Source organism: Devosia sp. A16, from assembly GCF_001402915.1.
In the GTDB taxonomy this organism is placed as follows: domain Bacteria; phylum Pseudomonadota; class Alphaproteobacteria; order Rhizobiales; family Devosiaceae; genus Devosia_A.
On record NZ_CP012945.1, the window covers coordinates 2,720,026 to 2,736,098 of the forward strand.

Annotated in this window: 15 protein-coding genes; 10 read left to right on the plus strand and 5 right to left on the minus strand. The window is 65.1% G+C overall.

Translation table 11 applies throughout. The features are described from left to right. Nucleotides 1-15: 15 nt before the first annotated feature. The 4 genes from APS40_RS13280 to APS40_RS13295 are packed head-to-tail and all read right to left on the minus strand — an operon-like array spanning nt 16 to nt 3,543. Nucleotides 16-801 carry an SDR family oxidoreductase gene (locus APS40_RS13280; RefSeq protein ID WP_055047506.1) on the minus strand — a complete coding sequence of 262 codons (786 nt, stop codon included), beginning with the start codon at nt 799-801 and terminating at the stop codon, nt 16-18. A gap of 3 nt (nt 802-804) precedes the next feature. Then, nucleotides 805-1,764, minus strand: a complete 960-nt coding sequence (locus tag APS40_RS13285; RefSeq protein WP_055047507.1) for a Gfo/Idh/MocA family oxidoreductase — start codon at nt 1,762-1,764, stop codon at nt 805-807. 10 nt (nt 1,765-1,774) lie between these two features. Continuing rightward, nucleotides 1,775-2,542 (minus strand): SDR family NAD(P)-dependent oxidoreductase, encoded by a 768-nt coding sequence (locus tag APS40_RS13290; protein WP_055047508.1) that lies wholly within the window; start codon nt 2,540-2,542, stop codon nt 1,775-1,777. Then, entirely contained in the window at nt 2,542-3,543 is a 1,002-nt protein-coding gene (locus APS40_RS13295; protein WP_197279325.1) for a Gfo/Idh/MocA family protein, read from the minus strand. Before APS40_RS13295 ends, APS40_RS13290 begins: the two co-directional genes overlap by 1 nt. Before the next feature lie 256 nt (nt 3,544-3,799). Between APS40_RS13295 and APS40_RS13300 the strand changes: the two genes are divergently transcribed. The 10 genes from APS40_RS13300 (at nt 3,800) to APS40_RS13345 (ending at nt 14,869) form a co-directional block, all read left to right on the plus strand. After that, nucleotides 3,800-4,585: an NAD-dependent epimerase/dehydratase family protein gene (locus tag APS40_RS13300; protein WP_055047510.1), complete on the plus strand. Its 786-nt coding sequence runs from the start codon at nt 3,800-3,802 to the stop codon at nt 4,583-4,585. A gap of 558 nt (nt 4,586-5,143) precedes the next feature. Continuing rightward, nucleotides 5,144-5,887: an FCD domain-containing protein gene (locus APS40_RS13305; RefSeq protein ID WP_055047511.1), complete on the plus strand. Its 744-nt coding sequence runs from the start codon at nt 5,144-5,146 to the stop codon at nt 5,885-5,887. Nucleotides 5,888-5,964: 77 nt separating this feature from the next. Next, nucleotides 5,965-7,587 carry an ABC transporter substrate-binding protein gene (locus tag APS40_RS13310; RefSeq protein WP_055047512.1) on the plus strand — a complete coding sequence of 541 codons (1,623 nt, stop codon included), beginning with the start codon at nt 5,965-5,967 and terminating at the stop codon, nt 7,585-7,587. An 82-nt stretch (nt 7,588-7,669) separates the two neighbouring features. Next, complete coding sequence (locus APS40_RS13315) at nt 7,670-8,632, plus strand: ABC transporter permease (RefSeq protein WP_055047513.1); 963 nt, start codon at nt 7,670-7,672, stop codon at nt 8,630-8,632. Between the two features lie 2 nt (nt 8,633-8,634). Beyond that, complete coding sequence (locus APS40_RS13320) at nt 8,635-9,570, plus strand: ABC transporter permease (protein ID WP_055047514.1); 936 nt, start codon at nt 8,635-8,637, stop codon at nt 9,568-9,570. Nucleotides 9,571-9,575: 5 nt separating this feature from the next. Then, on the plus strand, nt 9,576-10,610 hold the full coding sequence (locus APS40_RS13325) for an ABC transporter ATP-binding protein (RefSeq protein ID WP_055047515.1): 1,035 nt from the start codon (nt 9,576-9,578) through the stop codon (nt 10,608-10,610). Continuing rightward, the gene (locus APS40_RS13330) at nt 10,594-11,685 is read left to right on the plus strand and encodes an ABC transporter ATP-binding protein (protein ID WP_082434385.1); all 1,092 of its coding nucleotides are present in this window, start codon (nt 10,594-10,596) and stop codon (nt 11,683-11,685) included. The genes APS40_RS13325 and APS40_RS13330 overlap by 17 nt, the downstream gene beginning before the upstream one ends. A gap of 31 nt (nt 11,686-11,716) precedes the next feature. Then, nucleotides 11,717-12,643, plus strand: coding sequence for a dihydrodipicolinate synthase family protein (locus APS40_RS13335; RefSeq protein WP_055047516.1), 927 nt, complete (start codon nt 11,717-11,719; stop codon nt 12,641-12,643). Between the two features lie 160 nt (nt 12,644-12,803). Further along, a complete protein-coding gene (locus tag APS40_RS13340; RefSeq protein WP_055047517.1) occupies nt 12,804-13,706 on the plus strand; it encodes a hypothetical protein in 903 nt (300 codons plus the stop codon). Nucleotides 13,707-13,711: 5 nt separating this feature from the next. Then, entirely contained in the window at nt 13,712-14,869 is a 1,158-nt protein-coding gene (locus APS40_RS13345; protein WP_055047518.1) for an alpha-hydroxy acid oxidase, read from the plus strand. A 162-nt stretch (nt 14,870-15,031) separates the two neighbouring features. Here APS40_RS13345 and APS40_RS13350 read toward each other — a convergent pair whose 3' ends face one another. Next, a complete protein-coding gene (locus APS40_RS13350) occupies nt 15,032-16,048 on the minus strand; it encodes an amidohydrolase family protein (RefSeq protein ID WP_055047519.1) in 1,017 nt (338 codons plus the stop codon). Between the last annotated feature and the right edge of the window lie 25 nt (nt 16,049-16,073).

Sequence of the window (16,073 nt, forward strand, 5' to 3'; positions counted from 1 at the left end):
TCTCCTCCGGAGGGGTTATTTGGCGGTATAGCCGCCATCGATCGGGATATTGGTGCCGGTGACATAGGCCGAGGCGTCCGAGGCGAGAAACACGATCACGCCCTTGAGGTCGGTGTCGTTGGCCATGCGGCCCAACTGCGTGCGGGCGCTGTAGGCTTTGACGAACGGCGCCGGCTGGTTGTTGAAGAAGCCGCCCGGCGACAGGCAGTTCACGCGCACATTGTCGGCGCCGAGAATGCTCGCCGCCCAGCGGGTGAAGTTGAGCATGCCGCCCTTCTCGTAATGGTAGATCGGCGAGGGGTTGGGCGTCATGTCGGTGCCCTCGTAATTCGCCATCTCGACCCCGACCATGCCCATCATCGACCCGATATTGATGATCGAGCCGGATTTCTGCGCTCGCATGTTGCGGCCGAACAGCTCGGTGATCTTGAACAGCGCCGAGGCATTGACGCGGAGGCTTTTGTCGAACGCGTCGAGATCGTGGGCCCAGCCCTCGAGTGCCGAGCGGGTCACCGCATTGTTGACCAGAACGTCGCAGCGTCCGGCCCGGGCGATCACCTCGCGGTGCAGTGCCTCGATGGACGCGTCCGACGACAGGTCGAGCGGCAGTGCCGTGACGTCGTAGCCGCGGGCCCGCTCTTCGGCAGCCACCGCTTCGAGCTTCGCCACATCGCGCGCCGCGATGAAGGTCTGCGCCCCGGCCTCGGCCAGGGCCGCGACGATCTGCCGGCCGTAGAGCCCGGCGCCGCCGGTGACCACGGCGACCTTGCCCGTGAGCGAGAAGCTTTCCAGTACGTGCATGGTTCAGTCCATCTCGCTGAGGAAAATCCGGCGTCCGCCCTGTTCGCGGCTTTCGATGCCGGCGATCACCAGTTGCATCAGTTCGCGCGTCTCCTCCCACGGCACCGGCGGCTTGCCGGTGCGGAGGTAATCGACGAAGCCGACGAGCTGGGTGCGGAACGCGTGATAGGTGTCGGTGAACTTGAGCTGCAGTCCGGCCGCGGTGCCGGCCAGCGTCACCATGCCGAAGCCGCCGCCCATGTCCTTGGTCACCTGCAACAGCACGTCGATGCCGTCGCGGTGGCGCAGGTGGACGATGTTGGAGTTGGCGTCGCCGATATTCTGCACCGAGACGTAGCCCGGCCCGGTGATCGGATAGACCGTTTCCAGCGCGTGGATGCCGTAGGCTTCCCACGACTTCGCCATGGTGGCGCTGACATGGCGCAACTGGCCGAGCGCGTGGGTGGCGCGATGATAGGGCACATATTCCTTGGCAAAGCGCATCGCCGACGAGCTGATCAGCGGCTTGCCCTCGGCCACCCATTTCGAGAACGTCGCGAGGTCCAGTCGGTTGTCGCAAAGCGGCTTGTCGATGAACACCGGGATGCCCGCCTCGATGAACGGCCGGGCGCGCTCGACATGCTCGAAACCCTTGTCGGTGGCGACCAGTACCGCATCTATCTGGCCGATCACATCCTCGGCGCGAGAGGCGATATTGGGAATATGGGCGACGGCCGCCACCTGCACGGCGTCGGCGGGGTCATCGGTCCAGACGTGGGTGACCTTGGCGCCGGGAATGCCGAGCGAGCCAATTGGTTGCCTCGCGATATAGTCCTTGATGACAGGGTACGGGCAGGCCGCGAGCGCCTTGGCGTCGTAGCTGCCGTTGATGATGATGCTCCAGGAATAGGGGTGCCCGTTGCCCTCCACCATGCCCAGCATGGCGAGGCGGATTTCATCCCGGGTGATCGGCAGAACGCTCATTCGGATATCCCTACCAGGCGGTCCAGCCGCCATCGACATTGAGGCAGTGCCCGGTGATGTAGCTGGCCGCATCGCTGAGCAGGAACGCCGTCGGCCCGGCCATCTCGTCCTGTCGTCCGATCCGGCCGAGCATGGTCTGGCGCGAGAGGTTCTCCATGAACTCGGCATTGTCCTGCGTCGCCTGGTGCGGGTAGGGGCCGGGCGCCACGGCGTTGACCCGGATGCCGGTCGGGCCGAAATGGCCGGCCATGTAGCGGACCATCTGGATCATCCCGGCCTTGCCGGCGCCGTACTCGATCGGGTTGGGCGCCATGTCGCCGGGATAGTTCGCCGGGTTCGGCGCCACCACGCCATACATCGAGGCATAGAGCACCATTGAACCGCCGGGGCCCATGTGCCGAGCCGCCTCGCGGGCGAGGAGGAAACTGCCGGTGAGGTTCAACCGGTTGGTGCGGTCGAAATCCGCCGCCGTGAGGTCTTCGAAGCGCTTGCCGGTCGAGCCGAACGTGGCGTTCACCAGCCCGTCGAGCTTGCCGAACGTCTTGGCTGCGCCGCGCACCGCGGCAAGGATCGAGTCCTCGTCGCCGATATCGAGCGGCAGCGCCAGCACACCGCCGCCGATCGCCTTGAGTTCGGCCTCGCCGGCCGCCAGCCGTTCCGGATTGATGTCCGCCAGCACCACATTGGCGCCCTGCTGTGCCAGGAGCTTGCTCACCGGCAGCGCCAGGTAACCCGCGCCGCCTGCCATCAGGATGGTCTTGCCGCTGAAATCGGACATCAGAGACTCACGATCCGCTTCTCGAGCCAGGATTGCTTGGCGGCGAGTGCTACCCTGAGGTTGTCGCGCGCGTCGTCCAATGTTGCGAGCCAGCAGGGCTTGCCCTCGACCGCATCGAGCATGGCGTCGGCCTGCATGCGGAAGCGCGCCTGATGCGCCTCGGTAGGCACCAGCCCATCCATGAAATCGCGCTCGTCCTGCCATTTGCCGCTGTCGTCATCGGCAAACTTCAGCGTCGAATGCTCCAGCATCAGGTTGCCCTTGGTGCCGATGAACTCGAAGCGTGCGATGTTCGGCTTCTGGAACTGGTTGATGGTGACGTTGGCCATCGCTCCGCTCTCGAAGCGGATGGAAACGAGGCAGGTATCCTCGGTATTGGTGCCTTCGAGCACCAGCCGGTCATAGAGGCAGCCGACCTCGGTGGGTTTGCCCATCAGCCAGATCAGCATATCGAACAGGTGGCTCGCCGCATCGAGGATGGCGCCGCCGCCCATCTCGGGGCGGGCATAATAGGTGCGCTGGAAATCCGGCCGGTATTTCGGGAATTCCTGCGAGGAGTTGAGATAGGCGAGCCGCAACGTGCCGATCTTGCCCTCGAGGATCTGCTGGCGCAGCGTCACCACCTCGTCGGCGACGCGGCGCACATAGCCGACCCGCGCCACGAGGTTCCGGGATTTGACCAGCGCCAGCGTTGCGTCGACCTCGTCCATGGTCACCGAGAGCGGCTTTTCGACGAGGAAGTTGAGCCCGGCCTCGGCGCAGCGTTGCATCAGCACGACATGGAAATTGGCCGGGGCGCAGATCACCGCGAGGTCGAAACGCGTGAGGTCGGCGTCGCCGATATCGCTGTAGCTCTCGGTGATGCCGAACAGCTCTTTGGCTTCGTCGCGGCGCCCGGCATCCGGTTCGACGATGGCGAGCTGGGCACGGCCTGTCAGGCTGTAGCCCTTGAGATGGCGCCGGCCGATGCCGCCGCTCCCCACGATAAGCACTCGCTTCACCGACAACGCCCCCCTCAACGGCAACCAAGTATGTTGTTATGCTAACGGCATATTTAGCCCTGTCAATCGGACCCACGCCTCTCTCGCTGCGCAAAAAGTCGAAAGCCGTTGATGCCGCATCATGATCCACGATGCGACCGCTCCACCAGACGAACCGCAGTCGAGCGCACCGTTCTACTCACTTGACTCCAAGAAAAGCATGTTATCATGCTAACGGTATATTTTGGACTATAACAATGCAGGGGGATGCATTCGAATGGGCACCAAACCAAAGGTCCTCGTGACCGGCGCCAGCGGCCTGATTGGCGGCCTCGTCATCCGTGACCTCTCCGATAAATACGAGTTCAGTGGCTTGAGCCGGCGCATCGTCCCGGGGATCGTCCACACCCAGGCTGAAATCGCCGACCCCTCGGCCATCCGCAAGGCCTCCGAGGGTATGGACATGGTGCTGCATCTCGCCGCCGAGACGCATGACTACGACGACTGGGACAAGGTGATGCAGAACACCATCGGCGGCACGCTGAACATGTTCCGCGCCGCGCAGGAGGCGGGGGTGAAGCGGGTGGTGTTCATGAGCACCGGCAGCACCATGTGCGGCTACGAGTGGTACGAGGGCTCACCCTACGGCAAGCTCGCCGCCAATGAGCTCGAGGCGCTGCCGCCGGGAGAGAAGCTGCTCGACTATCGCGATCCGCCGCGCCCCGACAGTTTCTACGGCGTCGGCAAGCTGTTCGGCGAGAATACCGGGCGGCTGTTCTCCGATCGCTACGGCATGTCGGTGATCTGCATCCGGCTCGGCGCCGTGCTGCCGAGCGACCAGCCCGAGCTGATCCGCCACTATCCCGGCTACCTGTCGCAGGCCGATGCCGTGCAGATGGTGGACAAGTGTCTCGGCGCTCCCGAGAGCATCCGCTTCGACATCTTCGACGCCATCTCGGAGAACAAGCGCCGCTGGCGCGACACCTCGCACGCCAAACAGGTCCTCGGCTGGCGCCCGACCGGGTCGGCCGACAAGTACGATATCGGCAAGCTGAGCGTTTAGGCGGCGATCACCGGCGGTGCGGTGATCCTCCCCCGCGGGGCGGGGGAGGGGGACCAGCGAAGCTGGTGGAGGGGGCGGCCAGACTCACAATGCTCTTCGCGCCGCCCCACAACCTGCGCTCGCGGAATGTCTCGGGGAGGAGGTTGTCGGTGACTTTTACCGCCCACCGCCTTCGGCGGTCCCCCTCCCCCGCCCCGCGGGGAGGATCGCCGCGCTGTCGGTGACCGTCGCGCCCCCGAAAACCCCCGCACATCCAGCCATTGTTCCGCCTGGCGAACCGATGCGCCCCTCGCTTGACCACCCTAGACTGATATGTTGTTATGTTAATGACATATGCAGGCCACCAGGGGGAAATTGGTGACTCAGCGGGGCGATATCGTCGATCGAGTGCGCGTTGGCCGCGCCCCGTTTTCCATGTCCTCGATGTCTTCGTCGCGACGCCTGCAGCCTCACATCCCGTTGTCTCGCGTCCATTTTGGTCGACCAAAAAATAGAAATTTGACACCAGACGACCGCCTATGGTTCCTTAAAAGCGGAGAGGCGAGGGGAACCGTGCTTATGGCAACCGAAGGTGCCGATATTGCCCAGGCGCTGGCTGAGGAGATCCACTCGGGCGTGATCCGGGCCGGGGAGATGATCCCGTCCGAGCGCGACCTGTGCGAACGTTTCGGCGTCGGCCGCACCGTGGTGCGTGAAGCCATCACCATGCTCGAAGGCATGAAGCTGATCGAGCAGCGCAAGGGGTTCCGGCCGCGCGTCGTCACCCCGACGCTGGCCCAGGCTATGGCCGGAGCTGCCGAGGCGGCGCGCTTCTTCTTTCGCGGCAGCGAGGGCAATGCCCATCTCGAGCAGGCCCGCTTCTTTCTCGAAATGAGCCTCGTCCGCTACGCCGCGCAGTTCGCGACGCAGGCGCAACTGGGCAAGATGCTGGCCGCTATCGAGGCGTGCGAGCGTGCTATCGGCAACTACCCGCTGTTCCGCGAGATGGACCTGCGCTTCCATCGCACCATCGCGGAAGTGCCGGGCAACCCGATCTTCGTCGCCCTGCACGATGCCTTTGTCGACCGGCTGATGCGCCGCCGCGAGGCGCCGGACGACGTCGTCGCCCACAACCAGCGCAGCAATGAGGAGCATCGCGCCATCGTCACTGCCCTCGTCGCCCGCGACGAGACCGAAGCGGTGCGGGTGCTGACCGTCCATCTGTCGCGCAACTACGCCACCTACATGCGTCAGGCCCTGATCGGCGCTGAATCGCTTGCAGGCACTGAACCACGTGCGGCCGTTTCCACCTCGGAGGGATGAGGGGGGAAGGCCGTCGCCGTCGGGGTCCACGTCAAACGTGGATCACTATCCGTGAGTAAAACAGGGAACCCATTCACATGAAGAAATTGCTGGCACTTGGCATGGCGCTGCTCATGTCGACCTCGGCGATCGGCACTGTAGCCGCCCAGGCCACCAACAACAATCCGCTTTCGGACGTGCGCGTCCGCCAGGCCCTGGCCTATGCCATCGACATGCAGACCATCATCGACACCATCTTCGATGGCAACGCCATCAAGGCGGTCGGCATGCTGCCCAACGGCCCGTTCAAGAACCCCGACCTCAACCCCTACGACTACAACCCGGACAAGGCGCGCGAGCTGTTGAAGGAAGCCGGCTGGGATTCGAGCCGTACGCTCGAGATGGTCTACTATTACGACGACCAGATCACCGCCAACCTGATGCAGGCGCTGCAGGCCTACTTCGCCGATGTCGGCGTCAACATGAATGCCCGGCTGCTCACCGGCGACGTGGCCAAGACGCTCGGCGCCATCCCGCCCAACCCGACCGACAAGTCGGTGGTGTCCTGGGATCTCGGCTATGGCGCCCGTGCGGCCATCGTCATGCAGGAATACTACAACGACTACGCCACCGGCAAAGCCAGCTCCGACCAGTTCCCGGGCACCCCCGAGATGGATGCTGCGATCGCCGCGACCAATGCCAGCACCGATCCGGAGAAGCAGAAGGAAGCCTTCTTCGCCATCGAAAAGCTGATGAACGACAACGTCTATACCATCCCGCTCTACTACCAGAAGCTCTACACGGTGGAGAGCGACCGGCTGAACCGCAACGGCGCCCCCTATGGCAACGAGCAGTTCAACTACAACTGGGATATCCAGAACTGGACCGTCGAGCCCGACGCCTCGGGCAAGCACGTGTTCTACACCAACGGCGCGCCGGTCGATTACTTCGAGCATCCCTGGGCCAATCTGGGCCTGTGGGTCGGCAACCGCTTCGTCTTCGACCGCCTGTTGTTCGCCAACCCGACCATGACCGGCGTTGCGGGCGGCGACCTTGCCGAGAACTACACCATCAGCGACGACGGCAAGACCGTGACGCTGACGCTGCGCGACAACATCAAGTGGCATGATGGCGAGCCGATCACCGTCGACGACGTCACCTGGAGCTTCGAGGCGGCGCTGTTCGTGCCCAACCTGCACGGCGTGGTGGGCAAGACCCTCAACTCGCTCGAAGGCGCGGCCGACTATGTGGCCAAGAAAGCCGAGCACATCTCGGGCATTTCGACCGAAGGCAACACCATCACGCTGAAGTTCGCGACGCTCGACCCGAACGTGCTGATCTCGCTCAGCCAGTTCGCGCCGCTGCCCAAGAAGTATTTCGAGGGCACCGATCCCACCGTGCTGCAGCAGAACGCTTTCTGGCAGAAGCCGGTCGGCTCCGGCCCGTTCAAGGTCGATACCGTCGCCTTCGGCGACTACGCTTCGCTCCTGCCGTTCGACGACTACTTCCTCGGCAAGCCCAAGATCGAACAGGTGGTGGCCTTCGCCAGCGCCGACGGCGATGTGAACATGGTCAAGAACGCTGCGGCCAACCGCATCGACTTCGCCATCACCAAGGTGACCAGCGACGTCAAGGCACTGGAAGCCATGCCGCACATGAAGCTGACGCCGATGGATATCCCCTACACCCGCATGATCTGGATCAACACTTACGACAAGTAAGACGCGATCCCGCTCGCTCGGGATGCCGCGACCTCGCGGCATCCCCTCTCTTCCCAATCAAGTGGTGTAAGGAAACAGCCGCGTGCTAGCCTACGTCATCAGGCGCGTTCTGATCATGATCCCGATGGCCGTCGCCATCAGCTTCCTGATCTATCTCGGTCTCGATGCGACCCCGGGCGACGCGGTGTCCTTCATGCTGAGCCCCGAACAGATGTCCGGCGCCAACCCCGAACGCCTCGAGGAGTTGCGCGAGGCGCTCGGCCTCAACCAGCCGTTGGTCGTCCGCTATTTCATCTGGCTCGGGGGCCTGTTGCAGGGCAATTTCGGCTACACCCTCACCGGCGGCGTGCCGATTTCCGACCTGTTGGCGCGGCGCCTGCCCGCGACGCTGGAACTCGCCGGGGTGGCACTGGTGCTGTCGACCGTCTTCGGCTCGGTCCTCGGCATCATCAGCGCGCTGAAGCGCGGCACTGCCACCGACAACACGCTGACCGTGATCGGCATGGTGGGGGTCTCGATCCCGGAATTCTTCTTCGGCCTCGTCGCCATCACCGTGTTCGCGCTGAACCTCGGCTGGCTGCCGGTGGGCGGCCGCTCGATGCCGCAATACATCACCTTCTGGGATCGGCTGCCGCACTTGGTGATGCCGTCGCTGGTGCTGTCGATCATGATGACGGCGGGTGTCATGCGCTATGCGCGCGCCGCCATGCTGGACGCGCTCAACAAGGATTTCATCAAGACCGCCCGCTCCAAGGGCCTGCCGGAATGGCGGGTCAACCTGCTGCACGGCTTTCGCGTGGCGCTGACCCCGGTCGTAGTGCTGATCGGCTTCCGCCTGCCGGCGCTGATCGGCGGCTCGGTGATCGTCGAGCAGGTGTTCCAGTGGCCCGGCGTCGGCAGCCTGTTCGTTCTTTCGGTGCGTAACCAGGATTATCCGGTGGTGATGGCCATCGCGCTGATCTCGGTGGTCACCGTGCTGGTGGTCAGCGTCGTCATCGACGTGCTCACCGCCATCATCGATCCACGCGTCCGGTTGGGGAACTAGCCATGGCCCTCGCCGAGATTCCACGCCGCCGCACCCGCTTCGACCGCCGCTTCGATCGCATCCGGGAACTCGAAGAGGCCGGCCGGCTGAAGCACCCGACCGGCAGCCGGCTGGTCCGCAAGTTCATGAGCAACCGGCTGGCAGTGGTCGGGCTGGTAGTGTTCTCGATCATCCTCCTCGCCGCGATCTTCGCGCCGCTGCTGACCCCGTGGGACCCCACCAAGATCAACCTCCGCGCCATGCTGCAGCCCCCCTCCTGGGAGCACTGGTTCGGCACCGACAAGACCGGCCGCGACGTCTTCGCCCGCGTGCTCTATGGCGGCCGCATTTCCATTCTGGTCGGGCTCGGCAGCGCCGTGGTCTCGGCCATTATCGGGGTGATCGTCGGCTGCTATGCCGGCTATGTCGGCGGCTGGTTCGACGCCGTCTGCATGCGCATTTCCGAGATCATCATGGCCTTCCCGGAGCTGATCCTGGTGCTGATGCTGGTCTCGATCCTCGGCCAGTCGCTCAGCAACATCATGATCATCTTCATCCTCGGCGGCTGGTGCGGCATCTACCGCCTGGCGCGCGCCAGCATGCTGTCGCTGCGCGAGGAAGAGTATGTGCAGGCGCTGCGGAGCTTCGGGCTCAGTGTGCCGCTGATCTGCTTCAAGCACATCCTGCCCAATGCGCTTGGGCCCATCATGGTCAACATCACACTCTCGACCGCCGCCTTCATCCTCGCCGAAGCCGGATTGAGCTTCCTCGGGCTGGGTGTGCCGATGAATATCGCCACCTGGGGCAACATCCTCAATGTCGCGCAGGACCTCGGCGTCTTGCAGAACAACTGGTGGATCTGGCTGCCGGTCGGCGCGACGATTTCGCTCTTCGTCCTCAGCGTCAACTTCATCGGCGATGGCCTCCGCGACGCCACCGATCCGACGCAGCAGGGCTGACCCAGATGACCACCACCACTCAACTGCCGGTCGACGACGTTGCGCTCAGCGTGCGCGATCTGAAGACCTTCTTTTACACCAACAAGCGCTGCAACAAGGCGGTGAACGGCGTCTCGTTCGAGATCCGGAAGGGCAAGACCCTCTGCATCGTCGGCGAGAGCGGCTGCGGCAAATCCGTGACCGCCTCGGCGATCATGCAGTTGCTGCCGACGCTGTCGCGCATCGAGGCCGGCGAGATCGTCTACCACTCGGAGCGTGGCGACATCCGGCTCGATACGCTCGAGCGCAACGGCAAGGCCATGCGCTCGATCCGCGGTTCCGAGATCGCGATGATCTTCCAGGATCCGATGACGGCGCTGAACCCGGTCTTCACCATCGGCTTCCAGATCGCCGAGAATCTCCGCTACCACACCGCCATGCGCGGCCGGCAGCTCTGGGACAAGGCCATCGACCTCTTGCGCTCGATGGGCATCCCGGCGCCGGAGCGGCGGGTCGAGCAGTTCCCACACCAGTTCTCGGGCGGCATGCGCCAGCGCGCCATGATCGCCATGGCCATGGCCTGCAACCCGAAGATCCTGATCGCGGACGAGCCGACCACGGCGCTCGACGTCACCATCCAGGCGCAGATCTTCGAACTGATGGCGACGCTGAAGCGCGAGCACGGCACCGCCATCATGCTGATCACCCATGATATGGGCGTGGTGGCCGAACTCGCCGACGATGTCGCCGTCATGTACATGGGCAATATCGTCGAGGCCGGCACCGTCGACGAGGTGCTGCGCCGGCCCAGCCACCCCTATACCCGCGCACTGCTCGATTCCGTTCCGGTGCTGGGGCGCGGCAAGAACCAGGATATCCGCGCCATCCCGGGCTCGACCCCCGATCCGTTCAACCGGCCGAGGGGCTGCCAGTTCGCCGATCGCTGCGCCTACCGGCTCGATGCCTGCGAGGTCGCCCTGCCGGCCGAGACCCAGCTCAGCCCCACGCATCGCGTCAGGTGCGTACGCCATGAGGAGTTCGCCAATGGCGTCAGAAACTAGAGCCCCGTCGGGAACAGTTGCAGACTTTTCCGGTTCGATCAGCGCGACAGAGCAGGAGACCCCCGGCAGCGAGGTCATCCTCAGCCTCAAGGGCGTCAAGGCGCATTTCCCGGTCAAGGCCGGCGTGCTGCGCCGGACCGTTGCGCACGTGAAGGCGGTCGATGGCGTCGACCTCGACATCTATCGCGGCGAAGTGCTGGGCCTTGTCGGCGAGAGCGGCTGCGGCAAGACCACGCTCGGCAAGACCATCCTGCAACTGGTGCGCGCCACCGCGGGCGAGATCACGTACTCGGGCGCCGAGGCCTCCGCCGACCTCACCAAGCTCAGCGACAAGGAGCTCCACGCCTATCGCAAGCGCCTGCAGATCGTCTTCCAGGATCCGCATTCGTCGCTGAACCCGGCTTTCACCATCTTCGGCTCGCTCGAGGATCCGCTGACCAAATACGGGGTGAAGACCCGTGAGGAGCGCCGCAAGATCATCGGCGACCTGCTCGAGGCGGTGAACATGCGGCGCGAGTACATGGATCGCTACCCGCACGAATTCTCCGGCGGCCAGCGCCAGCGCATCGGCATCGCCCGGGCGCTCAGCGTCAACCCCGAGCTGATCGTCTGCGACGAGGCGGTGAGCGCGCTCGACGTGTCGATCCGCGCCCAGGTGCTGGAGCTGCTGATGCGGCTGAAGCGCGAGCGCAACCTCACCTACGTGTTCATCACCCACGATCTCAGCGTCACCGAGTTCATCTGCGACCGCGTCGCGGTGATGTATCTGGGCCGGATCGTCGAGCTCTGCCGCTCCGAGGATCTGTTCGAGCGCAAGCTCCACCCCTACACGCAGGCGCTGCTCTCGGCCATTCCGGTCGCCGACCTCGATCGGAAGAGCAATCGCGTGGTGCTCGAGGGCGATGTGCCGAGCCCGGTCAATCCGCCGTCGGGCTGCCCGTTCCACCCGCGCTGCCGCTTCCGGCAGGACATCTGCAAGACCGCCGTGCCGCCGCTGAAGCGCTATTCCATCGACGGTCGCGACGATCACTACGCCGCCTGCCACCTCATCGACGCTCAAGAAGCCGCGGCCTGATCGCCCGGCGCGAGCCCCAACGGAGCCCCAAATGCCCGCCTTCGACATCAAGTCCATCACCGGTGTTCTTCCGGCGATGGTGACCCCGTTCGACGAGCACGAGAAGCTCGACGAGACGCGCCTGCGCGCCGTCGTCAACTTCCTCATCGAGCGCAAGGTCGAGGGGCTCTACATCACCGGCTCGACCGGCGAGTCCTTCCTGATGTCGCCCGAGGAGCGCAAGCGCGTCGTCGAAGTGACCATGGAAGAGAACCGCGGCCGCGTCCCGGTAATCGCCCATATCGGCGCCATCAGCACCTTCCACTCGATCGAGCTGGCGCAGCATGCCGAGCGCGCCGGCGTCGACGCCATCTCCTCGGTGCCGCCCATCTACTGGGGCTTTTCCGCCGACCAGATTCACGGCTACTACGCCGACATCACCCGTTCGACCAAACTGCCGATGATCGCCTACAACGTGCCGATGGCGGCGCTCGGCTTCGACATGATCAAGCGGCTGTCGTCGATCGATGGCGTTGCCGGGGTCAAGTACACCGCCTCGACGCACCACGACATCATCCGGATCAAAGAGGAGATCGGGCAGGACTTCATCGTCTATTCCGGCGCCGACGAGATGGCGATGTCGGGGTTGAGCTTCGGCGCCGACGGCATCATCGGCTCGTTCTACAACTCGATGCCCGAGATCTGGCTGGCGCTGCGCGATGCGGTTGCGGCAGGCAATCTAAAGGAGGCCAAGCGGCTGCAGGAAATCGGCAATGCGGTGATCTTCTTTTCGCTGAGCCGGGGCGGCATCCCCTCGATCAAGCGCGCCATGGCCTGGATGGGGTGTGACGCCGGCTATGTCCGAAAGCCGCTGGGCGGCTACATCGACCAGGCCGCCGACGACAAGCTCAAGGCCGAGTTCCGCGGCTTGCGCGATGAGCGCCAGCTCAAGGGCGTGGCGTTCCTCGATGCGCTTTGAGAGTAAGGCCCCCTCACCCGGCGCTTCGCGCCGACCTCTCCCCCAGAGGGAGAGGTGCCGATGTGGCGAGATCGTGCCCCAGCTCACCTCTCCCTACTAGGGGGAGAGGTCGCGACGCAGTCGCGGGTGAGGGGGCCTTCCTCACCAACGGGGCCCACCGATGACTCTCCGCACCGTCCTCACTCTCAACTCCGACCGCTCCATCCGCTCCGGCAGCACCACCGACCTGGTGGACGCCATTCGCCGCGGTGCGGACCTGCGCATCGGCACGGCGTTCCGCCACAACGAACACATCGACACCAAGTCCCCCAGCAACGAGCTGATCGAGGAGGTGGCCGAGTTCCGCCAGACCTGGCTGCTCGACGACCGCTGGGCTGCGGGCATCATGACGCTGCGCATGCCGGTGGAACTGCCCGAAGGCTTCGGCCCGCGTCCCTCGATGTCGTTCTTCCTCTACAACCAGGACGGCACCCAGGCGATCGCCCGGCCCTATCTCGACGGTCAGCCGCCGACCGGAACGCGCGGGTCCTCGCCACTCGACGACATGTCCGACATGCCGCGCTACCACCAGTTCGACAGCTTCGACGCCGGCACCAACGCGCCCTCGAGCAACTTCGTCTACGATTTCGACAGCTACCGCTTCATGGTCAACGACCGCTGGCGCGAGGTGCTGTCGCACGATCACGAGGGGCGGCCGATCTCCGGTTCCGTCGAGGCGCTCAACGAAGCGTTCCTGCGCGGTGCGCCGGTGAAGGTGGCGATCAGCAGGTTCGGCGTCGGGCTGGTGCCACCGGGCGAGACCGCGCCCGAGCACGAAGCCTTCATCCATTGCGGTTCCTGCTACTATTACACCGACCGAAAACTCTTCATCACCGGCACCCATCCGGCGGTGCGGGTGAAGCCGGCCATTCCGCTGCGCTATGAATCCGGCGGCTGGGATTTCTGCTGGCTGGTGGCGCGCACCGATGGCCAGGTCGAGCGCTGGCGCTGCGATCCGCATACCCTCGCCTTCGATCGCAGCACGCATCGTTACGACATGCGCTGGTTCGTCTCGGGAGCCTGACAAACATGCGTCTCGATCGGTTGCTGACCGTCGACGACTTCAAGCGCGTGGCCGAGCGCCGCGTCCCAAGAATGTTCTTCCAGTACGCCGATTCCGGCGCCTACACCGAACAGAGCTACCGGGAGAACAGCGCCGATTTCGCGCGGATCTGCCTCGAGCAGCGGGTCGGCCGAGACATTTCGAGCCGCAGCCTTTCGACCACCATGCTGGGCCAGCCGGTGTCGCTGCCGCTCGGCCTCGCCCCGACCGGCGCCGCCGGCATGCAGGCAGCCGACGGCGAGATCAAGGCCGCCCGCGCCGCCGAGAAGGCCGGCATTCCCTATACGCTCTCCACCGTCTCGATCTGCTCGATCGAGGATGTCGCGGCGGCCACCGTTCGACCCTTCTGGTTCCAGCTCTATGTGCGCAAGGACCGCGGCTTCACCGAGCGGCTGATCGACCGCGCCCGGGCCGCCAGGTGCGCCGCCCTCGTCGTCACCATGGATTGCCAGCACTACGGCCAGCGCCACAAGGACGTGCGCAACGGGCTCACCGTGCCGTTGAAGCTTACCCCGAAATTCATTGCCGAACTGGCGCTGAAGCCGGCCTGGTCGCTGGCCATGCTGGGCACCCCGCGCCGCAGCTTCGGCAATTTCGCCGGCCACGTCCCCGGCGCCGACACGGTTGCCGAGCTGGCGCAATGGATGTCGCAGCAGGACGACCTGACGCTCAACTGGCAGGATCTCGGCTGGATCAAACGCCGCTTCGGCGGCCCGCTGGTGGTGAAGGGGATCCTCCACGCCGACGATGCCCGCGCGGCGGTGGCGCATGGCGCTGACGCCATCATCGTTTCCAACCATGGCGGCCGCCAGCTCGACGGGGCTCCGTCCTCGATCCGCGTGCTGCCCCGCATCGTCGATGCGGTGGGCGGCAAATGCGAGATATATCTCGATAGCGGGGTGCGCTCCGGCCACGACCTGCTGAAGGCCGTGGCGCTCGGCGCCCGCGCCGTCTTCATCGGCCGACCCATGCTCTACGGCCTCGGCGTGGCGGGCGAAGCCGGCGTCACCCGCGTGATCGACATCATCCGGGCCGAAGCCGACAGCGCCTTGGGGCTGATGGGCGAGACCGACGTGACGCAGCTGGGGGCACACAATATCGAGTCGAATGATCTGGTGAAGTAGGGCGCTGGCTGCGCGGCCATCCTCCCCCGCGTGGCGGGGGAGGGGGACCAGCGAAGCTGGTGGAGGGGGGAGCCAGACTCACGGCGACTCTTGCCGCCCCCTCCACCGCCTTCGGCGGTCCCCCTCCCCCGCCCCGCGGGGGAGGATCAGGAGAGGCCGGCGTTAGAGCTTCACCGAATCCACCAACGCCCGCGCCGTTCCATAAAACAGCGCGTCCCGCTGCGCCGGGCTCAGCCCGATCTGCCGCGCTCCGCGCTTCATCGCGCGCAACTGCTCGTAACGGATATAGGTCATCCGCCCGTCGCAATGGCTCAAGCCCATCGAGTGGTTGGTCGGCGAGAGGTACGCCCAGGCGCGGCCATAGGTGATGTACTTGCCGCGCATCGGCCCGATCATGTCGTCCGAGCCGTACATCACCCGCTCCACCCCGACGCCGGTATAGAGCGCGTCGAGCGCGTCGGAATCGCATACCGTCGAGGTGTCGTACCAGACGTTCGGCAGGCCCCTGAGCCGCGCCGCCGCCTTCTCGATGGCCCAGGCCGAATAGCTGCGGGCGCAATGCGCCAGCACCCATTTCGCGCCGGGGTACTTTTCGCTGAGCCGCACCACGTCCTCGATGTTCTCGGGGTCGGCAATGGCGTCGCGCTTGCCCAGGTGCATCATGATGATCAGCCCGAGCCGGTCGGCCACCGCGATCTGTGCTTCGGGCAGCATGTCGGTGATCCGGCACTGCACCGGGTCGGCGGCGTAGAAGCGATAGGGCTTCAATCCGATCAGCCCGGTCCGCCGGATCTCGGCTTCGACCGCGGCCGCGCTCATCCCCGGATGCACCAGCATCAGCCCGCGCGAGCTGCCGCCGCCCTTCGCCACTTGTTCCGCGACATAGGTGTTGGAGCCTTCGAAGTCGCAGGGGTTGGGAAAGGGGAACGGGAAAGACAGCCGCTCGATCTGCCGCCCCGGGAACAGGACGGCATCGACCTCGTCGGCCAGCTCCCAGGTCACCTCCGGGAAGTAGGCGCCGATGCTCTGGGCGAACGGTCCGCTGAGCCGGTTGGGGTCGAGATCGAAGGCCCAGCGATAGATGTGGGTGTGGACGTCGAACACCTTGTCGGGGACGAAATCGGCGAGCTCGTCCTCCCAGATTTGCCGGTCGAGGTCGGTCGGGTCGAGATCGCGCATCTGGTGTCCCTATGAAGTGGGGTGG